This window comes from Cognatishimia sp. (genome assembly GCF_964229375.1).
In the GTDB taxonomy this organism is placed as follows: domain Bacteria; phylum Pseudomonadota; class Alphaproteobacteria; order Rhodobacterales; family Rhodobacteraceae; genus Cognatishimia.
The window spans coordinates 18,651-27,938 of the sequence record NZ_CAXREH010000019.1 but is presented as its reverse complement, the minus strand read 5'-3'; the positions used below and the strand labels follow the sequence as shown (position 1 = coordinate 27,938).

9 protein-coding genes are annotated in these 9,288 nt (G+C 59.1%); 4 read left to right on the top strand and 5 right to left on the bottom strand.

Annotation, left to right across the window (positions count from 1 at the left end; all coding sequences use genetic code 11):
- From ACEQWH_RS01640 to ACEQWH_RS01625, 4 genes are all read left to right on the top strand, one after another.
- Positions 1–780: ATP-grasp domain-containing protein (locus tag ACEQWH_RS01640; protein ID WP_370227684.1), on the top strand; the 780-nt coding region annotated here is incomplete at its 5' end.
- Positions 781–790: 10 nt separating this feature from the next.
- Complete coding sequence (gene sucD / locus ACEQWH_RS01635; RefSeq protein WP_370227682.1) at positions 791–1,690, top strand: succinate--CoA ligase subunit alpha; 900 nt, start codon at positions 791–793, stop codon at positions 1,688–1,690.
- Positions 1,690–2,661: a 2-hydroxyacid dehydrogenase gene (locus ACEQWH_RS01630; protein WP_370227680.1), complete on the top strand. Its 972-nt coding sequence runs from the start codon at positions 1,690–1,692 to the stop codon at positions 2,659–2,661. The genes sucD and ACEQWH_RS01630 overlap by 1 nt, the downstream gene beginning before the upstream one ends.
- A 187-nt stretch (positions 2,662–2,848) precedes the next feature.
- A complete protein-coding gene (locus tag ACEQWH_RS01625) occupies positions 2,849–3,826 on the top strand; it encodes a CoA ester lyase (protein ID WP_370227686.1) in 978 nt (325 codons plus the stop codon).
- A gap of 61 nt (positions 3,827–3,887) precedes the next feature.
- Here ACEQWH_RS01625 and nagA read toward each other — a convergent pair whose 3' ends face one another.
- The 5 genes from nagA to ACEQWH_RS01600 are packed head-to-tail and all read right to left on the bottom strand — an operon-like array spanning position 3,888 to position 9,287.
- Positions 3,888–5,045: an N-acetylglucosamine-6-phosphate deacetylase gene (gene nagA / locus ACEQWH_RS01620; RefSeq protein WP_370227678.1), complete on the bottom strand. Its 1,158-nt coding sequence runs from the start codon at positions 5,043–5,045 to the stop codon at positions 3,888–3,890.
- Entirely contained in the window at positions 5,038–6,303 is a 1,266-nt protein-coding gene (locus ACEQWH_RS01615) for a class II D-tagatose-bisphosphate aldolase non-catalytic subunit (RefSeq protein ID WP_370227676.1), read from the bottom strand. Before ACEQWH_RS01615 ends, nagA begins: the two co-directional genes overlap by 8 nt.
- Positions 6,296–7,207, bottom strand: coding sequence for an ROK family protein (locus ACEQWH_RS01610; RefSeq protein ID WP_370227674.1), 912 nt, complete (start codon positions 7,205–7,207; stop codon positions 6,296–6,298). Before ACEQWH_RS01610 ends, ACEQWH_RS01615 begins: the two co-directional genes overlap by 8 nt.
- Positions 7,204–8,280, bottom strand: a complete 1,077-nt coding sequence (locus tag ACEQWH_RS01605; protein ID WP_370227672.1) for an SIS domain-containing protein — start codon at positions 8,278–8,280, stop codon at positions 7,204–7,206. The genes ACEQWH_RS01610 and ACEQWH_RS01605 overlap by 4 nt, the downstream gene beginning before the upstream one ends.
- Entirely contained in the window at positions 8,277–9,287 is a 1,011-nt protein-coding gene (locus ACEQWH_RS01600) for an SIS domain-containing protein (RefSeq protein WP_370227670.1), read from the bottom strand. Before ACEQWH_RS01600 ends, ACEQWH_RS01605 begins: the two co-directional genes overlap by 4 nt.
- Between the last annotated feature and the right edge of the window lies 1 nt (position 9,288).

The window sequence follows — 9,288 nt, the reverse complement described above, 5'->3', positions numbered from 1 at the left end:
ATCTCGGCCGAACGTCCCGACAGCATCGTGCGTTCCACTGTGGAACCGGCCGTTGGCCTACAAGAGTTCCAGGCCCGCGAGATCGCCTTCAAACTGGGTCTCGAGCCTTCGCTGACCCAGCACATGGTTCGCACCCTGCAGGGCTGCTACCAGGCGTTCCGCGACCTTGACGCCACCATGGTCGAGATCAACCCGCTGGTTGTCACCACCGACGACCGCGTTCTGGCGCTGGACGCAAAGATGAGCTTTGACGACAACGCCCTGTTCCGTCGTCCCGAGATCTCTGAACTGCGCGACAAAAGCCAAGAAGACCCACGCGAAAGCCGTGCTGCGGACCGTGGGCTGGCCGATGTGGGTTTGGACGGCAACATAGGCTGTATCGTGAACGGCGCAGGTCTGGCCATGGCGACCATGGACACGATCAAACTGGCTGGAGGCGATCCGGCAAATTTCCTAGACATCGGCGGCGGTGCCTCGCCTGAGCGGGTGTCAAAAGCCTTTCGTCTGGTGCTGTCTGACAAGAATGTTCAGGCGGTTTTGGTCAACATTTTTGCCGGGATCAACCGCTGTGACTGGGTTGCCGAGGGCGTCGTACAGGTCCTGCGCGAGCTGAACCTGGAAATTCCGGTTGTCGTACGTCTGGCTGGCACAAACGTCGAGGAAGGTCAGAAAATCCTCGCTCAATCCGGCCTGCCGGTCATCCGCGCAAACACATTGATGGAGGCCGCCGAGCGTGTGGTTTCCGCTTGGAAACACGACGCTGTTGCGTCCGTAAACTGAGGTCTAGAAAATGAGTATCCTTCTTGATCGCGACAGCCGCGTTATCGTTCAGGGCATCACCGGTCGCATGGCGCGTTTCCACACCAAAGAAATGCTGGAATATGGCACCAATGTTGTTGGCGGCGTCGTTCCCGGCAAGGGCGGTGAAGTCGTCGAAGGTGTTCCGGTTTTTGACACCGTCAAAGAGGCCGTCGAGGCCACAGGCGCAAATGCGTCGCTGGTGTTTGTGCCACCGCCCTTTGCGGCAGACTCCATCATGGAGGCCGCAGATGGCGGGATCCGCTATTGTGTGTGCATCACCGACGGCATCCCCGCGCAGGATATGATCCGCGTGAAACGCTATATGTACCGCTATCCACGCGACAAGCGGATGATCCTGACCGGCCCGAACTGTGCAGGCACGATCAGCCCTGGCAAAGCGCTTTTGGGGATCATGCCGGGCCATATCTATTTGCCCGGCAACGTCGGGATCATCGGTCGCTCGGGCACGCTGGGCTATGAGGCCGCAGCGCAGCTTAAGGATCTTGGGCTGGGCGTATCCACCAGCGTAGGCATCGGGGGAGACCCGATCAACGGGTCTTCGTTCCGCGATATTCTGGAATGGTTCGAACAGGATGCTGACACGCATGTCATTGCGATGATTGGTGAAATCGGCGGCCCGCAAGAGGCAGAAGCCGCTGCCTATATTCAGGAGCATGTGACAAAACCAGTGGTTGCCTATGTCGCGGGTCTGACCGCACCTAAGGGGCGCACAATGGGCCACGCTGGGGCGATTATCTCGGCCTTTGGTGAAAGCGCGTCCGAGAAAGTGCAGATCCTGTCCGCCGCGGGCGTCTCGGTCGCCGAGAACCCGGCCGTGATCGGCGAGACCATCGCACGCGTTCTCACCCAGCAGAAACAGGTCGCCTGATGGAACGCCACAAAGTCCTTGTCACGCGACGCTGGCCTGCGGCAATCGAAGCCAAGCTGCAAGAGCGCTATGACGTGACCCTCAACGAAGGAGACATTCCGATGTCTCCTTCCCAGATCCGCGACGCGCTGATGACGCATGATGCGATCCTGCCGACTGTGACCGACACCGTGACCGAGGAAGCCCTCAGTGCGCCCAATGCGCGCTGCAAGATCATCGCGAACTATGGTGTCGGCTATAGCCATATTTGCGAGGCCTCGGCAAAGGCGCAGGGGCTGGTGGTCACGAACACGCCGGATGTGCTGTCTGATTGCACCGCCGACATCGCGATGACGCTGATGTTGATGGTGGCACGGCGCGCCGGTGACGGCGAACGTGAAGTCCGCGGTGGCGCGTGGACCGGTTGGCGGCCAACCCACATGGTGGGGCGCAAGGTCAGCGGCAAGACACTCGGCATCATCGGCTATGGCCGGATCGGTCAGGAAATGGCACGTCGGGCGCATTTCGGATTTGGTATGGAAATCCTTGTCCACAGCCGCAGTCAGGTTGACCCAGACGTTCTGGCGCATTGCAATGCCGAACAGGTCAGCTCGATCGAAGACCTCTTGCCTCGTTGTGATTTTGTGTCCCTGCATTGTCCCGGAGGGGCCGCAAATCGTCATCTGATCAACGCAGATCGCCTCGCGCTGATGAAACCCTCTGCCTATCTGATCAACACGGCACGCGGAGGAATCATCGATGAACATGCGCTGATACAGGCGCTGACATTCGACACCATTGGCGGCGCAGCTTTGGATGTTTTTGATGGCGAGCCCCGCATATCACCGGCGCTTATGGAGTGTGACAACCTTGTCATGCTGCCGCATCTGGGCAGCGCGTCCATTGAAACGCGCGAAGCCATGGGCGAGCGGGTGCTGGACAACCTTCAGGACTTTTTCTCAGGCCAGACACCGCGCGACCGAGTGATCTGATCCGCCCCCTCTTTGCGTCAGGATCCCCTCCTGACCAAGTCGCCCGCCGATGGCTCACCCCTTTTCGCACATGGCGGGCGTTGGAATTGCAGCCGATGCTGTCACTCGGCTGCAATTCCGCCCCTTTGTTTTGCGTGCCCAAGCACGCGACCCACGTCATGAAACCAAAGACCTAAGGATCACGCTCATGAGTTTCTTTCCCATTGAACAGGCCCCTGGCCGCCTGAACCGCAGCGAACTGGCCGTCCCCGGCAGCCAACCCGGCATGTTTGAAAAAGCGGCGGCGTCTGATGTCGACGTCATCTTTCTGGACCTCGAAGACGCGGTTGCACCCGACGAGAAAGAACAGGCCCGCAAGAACATCATTGAGGCGCTAAATGACATCGACTGGGGCACTAAAACGATGTCCGTGCGCATCAATGGGTTGGACACGCATTATATGTACCGCGATGTGGTGGACGTTGTGGAACAGGCGGGCAAACGTCTGGACCTGATCATGATCCCCAAGGTGGGCACGGCTTCGGACGTCTATGCCATCGACATGATGGTTACCCAGATCGAAGACGCGATGGGCTATGACAAGCGGATCGGGTTTGAACACATCATCGAAACAGCGCTTGGCATGCAAAACGTGCACGAGATCGCCGCCGCCTCTAGGCGCAACGAAAGCCTGCATTTCGGGGTTGCCGATTACGCTGCATCGACGCACGCGCGCACCACGATCATTGGCGGCGTGAACCCTGACTATTCTGTTCTGACAGACCCTGATGCAGCCGGAGGCCGAGACGTCCACTGGGGCGACATGTGGCACTATGCTTTGGCACGCATGGTCGTGGCTGCACGCGCCAACGGTCTGCGTCCGATTGACGGACCGTTCGGGGATTTTCAGGACAAAGACGGATATCTGGCCGCCGCCAAACGTGCAGCTGTATTGGGATGCGAAGGCAAATGGGCGATCCACCCCAGCCAGATCGAGCTGGCCAATCAGGTCATGTCGCCAAGCGACGCCGAGGTGACCAAGGCCAAGCGTATTCTTGAAGCGATGGCCGAGGCCGAGGCCGCAGGCAAAGGTGCCGTCTCGCTGGACGGGCGTCTGATTGATTATGCATCGATCCGTCAGGCAGAAGTTCTGGTGGAAAAAGCCGATCAAATCGCGGGCGCCTAAGCCCCACGCCATAACATGCCGGGCGATGGACACCCGTCGCCCAGCCACCCTTTTGAAAGTCTTAGCTTTCGACGCTTTCCGCGGATTTCACGCTTTTCTGCGCGAGGGTTTCGGACAGGAAGCCTGCAAAGCTCATATCGTTGGCCAATTGAATGACGTCCTCCAGCGCCCGCCCCTTCAGGGCGGCTAGATCAGAGCGACCGATCACCGAAGCAGGGATCGTCACAGCCATTCTTAGGGCCTCTTGCCGGCTGAGACCCACCGCGTTCACCAGATGATGTACGCCCTGCGCCTGTGTAAGATGCGCTCCGGCGAGGCTGCCTTCGGCGTTCACCAACTGGCCATCTTTGAGATAGACATCATTGCCGTACAGGTTGAAGTGATCTGGCCCGCCAACTGTGGGCATCGCGTCCGAGACGATGAACATCAGATCTGCCTTGGGACGCGCCCGCACAGCTAGCGCAATCATGTCATCGGCAACGTGAATGCCATCGGCAATGATACCTGCGGTCACGTGCGAATTGATCACGGCGCCGGTCACGCCCGGTGCGCGGTTCAACATCGGAGACATTGCGTTAAACAAATGCGTTGCACATGTGACGCCAGCCTCAATCGCGGCCTGCGTCTGTTCTGAGGACGCATCAGAATGGCCAATGGATACGATGGCTCCCAAGTCCGCCAACTGCGCGATCTGCGTGCATGACGTGGTTTCAGGTGCGACGGTGATCATCACGGGAATTTCGGCCGCTCTTAGGCGTGCGACATGCGCGATGGTGTCGTCATCCATCGCCCGCACAAAATGCGCGGAATGCGTTCCACGGCGCGGCACCGAGATATGCGGGCCTTCGATGTGTACGCCCAGAATTCCCGTCGTGCCTTTGGCCGCAATCGCAGCCTCGACCGCCTGCGCCAGAACGTCAGGCGTATCTGTGATGACAGTCGGCAAAATACCTACGGTACCATAGGCCCGATGCGCCTGGGCAATGCTTGCTACGCCTTCAGGAGTCGGTGTCTGATTAAACAGCGTACCACCGCCCCCATTGACCTGAAGATCCAAGAACCCGGGTGCCACGATCCCTGCAAGGGCCACCGCACCAGAGGGCGCCTGATCCGCATCAACGACATCGGAAATCTTGCCGTCCGATACACAGAGGGCCTTGTTGTTCAGCAAAGTTTCGCCATCAAAGACCCATTCAGGAAGCAGCCATGTCTTAGTCATCTGTCTGTTCCTCTTCCCGAACGTCATAAGGGTCTAGCGCCAGTTCAATCTGGGCATCGATCAAGCGTTGCACCTGCGTGCCCTGCAACTGCTCGGCCCGCTCCAGCACTTGCGGCGCAAAGACCTGCCACAGCAGCGGATCTGGCAAAGATGTTTCAGAAGCATTCTGGCGCAGTGTGGCAATCGCCTGCTGTGCCGTCGGATGTGGCCAGTAATACCTGATCCGATCCGCCAGCCCGACGTGACGCGCCAGTTTATTGTCCGGCGCGTAGTGACCCTGCCAATACCCTGGCTCGTTTACCATTACCTGTTCCATCGTGTCGATCAGCCCGACACCGCGCCCTGCGATCTGCAAAGCCTGATCTAAAGCATAGAGCGCTTGCCGATAGGCGAATGTCAACGCAGGCCCGACTTTTTGAAAGCCGAAACCCAGTGTCGCAAGACGTTTAAACGTGTCTGGCGTCTGGTAGTCCGTGGAATGCGCCTCAAGGCACATGTTGGGCCAATTCATCATGACGGCCCGCAGCTTGGGGTCGCGATCCTTCGGCATGTGATGCACATCCGTTGGCGAAAATTCGACGCCCGGTTGCACAACCAGCCCTGCGATCCTTGGCTTGAGCCCCGCAAGGTCCAATTCTTCAAACGCCTGCTCATGCGCATCCAGTGTCGCCTGCGCCGCCTCGGGATTGGTCGCGGGGATATCGCCGCTTTCATCAACCCGCGCGCCCCCCGGAGGAGGCACTTCGGTGCCAATCACATAGAGCGTGTCACCATGCGCGGCCGCATTTTCACAGACCTGCGCAAGGTCCGCTGTGCGCGCGGCGGTCACAGAGTCAGGCAATTGCGCGGCCTCTCCGGCGCATCCTTCCGAGCAGTCCAGATGGATCTTTTCAAAGCCCGCTTTGACATAGTCAGCGACCAGAACGCGGGCTTTGTCCATGGCCTGCTCAGCAGGCATCGCGCGCCAGGCCTGTGGCCCCAGATGATCCCCGCCCAACACAATCCGCTCGCGGTCGATACCGTTGGCCTCTGCCAGCGCATCAATGTCTGCCACGAAATCCGCAGGCTTTTTGCCGGTATAGCCGCCGTCTTGGTTCACCTGATTTGACGTTGCTTCGATCACTAGAGGGCGATCCTTGCGTTGCGCCCAAATCAGTGATGCGCGCAGCACATCCGCTTGCGCCGAGCAAACAGATGGAATGGCGACACGTTCACCCGCACGGTTTCGCGCCACAATGTCCTGCAATATTCTAGACATGGCCCGCCTCCTGTGCAGCAGCTAGGGCTGCGCCGCGCGCGCCGCTGGCGTCTCCGCCCGATGCACGTACAACGCCTGGCACACCAAATCCGGACAGCTGTTTTTCTTTCATCCGCGCTGTAAGATCCACTTCGATCCATGGGATCTGGCTCAGGCCACCGCCGATGACGATAATGTTGGGATCCACACCTTGGATCAGAGACAACAGCAGGTCCGCCGTCAGATCCAACCAGATGTTCCAGACCTTTTGCGCAGCGCCTGCCTGATCCTTTTGCTGACCAATCTCGGTCGGGGTCAAAGACGCCCCGAAAAGATCCTGCGTCATGCGTTGAAGGCTGGGGCCTGCGATATAGGCCTCGATGCATCCTTTGCGGCCGCAGCCACATTGATAAATGGGCAAATTATGCTCGGCAACAACCGCAGCAGAGGCTGCGACATGGCCATATTCACCGCCCAGATGGGTCGGGCCATCACGCAGACGACCATCAAAGGCAACACCGCCGCCCACACCTGTTCCCAGGATCAGGGACATCACGGTGCCATAGCCCTGACCTGCGCCAAAGGCCGCTTCGGACAAGGCAAGCGCACGGCAGTCGTTGATATAGGTGATCGGATGATCTGCGGCCTTCGCGATGTCCTGCGGCAGGGGCTTGCCCATTGCTGGCAGGTTCGCGGTAAAGGCATTGTCGTCGGCATCCACTAGCCCTGCGGCCCCGACACCAACCGGAAGCGGTGCGCCCGCTTGCGTCTTGCACCAAACGACCTGTTCGGCCACCGTTTGCACCAGCGCCTCATAGCTCGCGGGCGTTGACACACGCTGGCGCTCCACGAGTTGCCAGTCTTTGTCAAACAGCTGGGCCTCGGATTTGGTACCGCCAAGATCTATGCCGGCAAAAGCAATCATGGGGTCACGCTGTAGAGTTTCACGCCCGACACAACGCGGGTCAACGTGCCCTGCCCTTCAAACGGATTATCAACGTTATAGCCCATCTTTTCAGCCCAGGTGACACCTGCAAGCTGCGCATAGAGAACTGCATTCGGCGCGGCCCATACGGCCCCGTCTGGATGCGGCAGATCGATATCGGCATCAGGCCCGATCGTGATCACTTTGCAGCTTGGAAATTGCTCTTTCAGCTCTGCGATCAGGTCAGCTTCGTAAAGCTGCGATGGGTGATCAAGCGAGGTGAAGACAACGATTTCAGTGCCGTCTTTAACAAAGGACTTGGGTCCGTGGCGAAAGCCAAGCGGCGTGTCCCACAAACAGGGAATGCTGCCAGCGGACAACTCCATCACCTTCAACGCGGCCTCGCGGGCCGCATAGCACATGGCCCCGGTTCCCAGAAACACCGCCCGGTCCGGCGCGGCTCCGATATAGCCCATCATCAGGGCATAGACGTGGTCAAACCCCTCGGCTGCGCGGGTAAGGCGCGCGTTTTGGTCGCCGCCGTCTGAGAACAGCGCAAGCGCCGTCATCAGCATTGTGGAAAAACTGTTGGTCATCGCAAACCCGGTGTCGTGGGTTTGAGATGGCAGCACGATCACTTTGGTTGCGTCTGTGACACGTGACGCAAGTGTGCTGTCTGCGTTGCAGGTGATGTTCAGGCGCGGTGCATCCGGTGCCAAAGCATCCAGCACATCCAACGTGCCCACGCTTTCGGACGAATTGCCCGAGCGCCCAAAGCTGACGACCAAAGGCTTGCGGCCTGTCAGATAAGCAGGCGCGCGCGCTACCAAATCCGTCGTCGCCACCGCGCGTAGGTGGTGTTGACCGCGTTGTTCTTCCAAGCCAGCAACAATGATTTCACCGATAAAGGCGCTGGTGCCCGCCCCACAGAACCACACTTCGTCAAAGTCCTGCGATGCGATCCACTGTCTGTGGCTTTCGACATCAAAATCCTTGGCCCAAGACCGCCATGTCTCTGGTTGTGATAGGATTTCTGACCAGGTGGCCCATTCCGATGTGTCTTTTAACGTCATCGCGTTACAGTTACCTTTGACAAAGTTTCGGGTGCGTCAGGGTCAAGACCCAATTCCAACGCAACATCCAAAATTACGGGATACAAATGGCGCAACAATGCCGCGGCAGCCGCGGCTGGTGTCAGGCCGGATACAGTTGGGGTCACGCGATGCACGTCGGCCCCGGCTTTTTCAAATCGCGCAACGGCGTTTTCGATGCTCTCACGCGCGGTCTCCAGGCCGTTGTCCAGCACCAGAACCGACAGCGGGTTTGTCGCCAACTGCAAAGGACCATGCAGCACTTCAGAGGCAGAATAGGCTTCGGCGTGGATGGCGCAGGTTTCCTTGATCTTCAGCGCCACTTCATGGGCAGCACCAAAGCCGGTATCACGCCCGACTACATAGACGTGGCGCGCGCGCAGCAGGGCAGATTTCAGACCACGGTGGTCGTCATGCGACAGGTTGCCGACACCGGCAAAGGCCTCAACTGACGCGGTCAGTTTTGCCGCAAAGTCAGGCTTGAGAGCAGCCAAAAGCGCAAGCCCCGCGCCAACAGACCCGATGACGGTTTTCGTGGCCGGAACTGCCTTCTCCTCGCCTGCCGAAATGCTGACGGTCGCGTCCGCGACGCTTTCCACGCCAGATCCTGCAACGTTCGTAATGGCCGCAACCGCGCCGCCGTTTTCGCGCATACCGCGCGCCGCACAGATCAGATCTTCGCTGGCACCGGACTGAGAAATCACAAGGCCAGCAGCGCCTTTCATCGAGATCCCTTCGCCTACGGAAAAGACCGACGGCGGCAAAGAGGTCATGCCAACGCCAAGCTCGCGCATGAATTCATAGGACAAGATATTTGCAGCCGCATCAGACGAGCCCCGTGCGATCGTGTAAAACGCCCGCGCATCGCGCAGACCCAAGGTGTCGATTTCACCCACAACATCCTGAGTTGCCGCCGTGCAGAAGACGTCTACCGCCTCTTGCAGCTCTGTCGCCATGTAGCGGCCTTTGGTTTGAACAGCGCTGTTCATC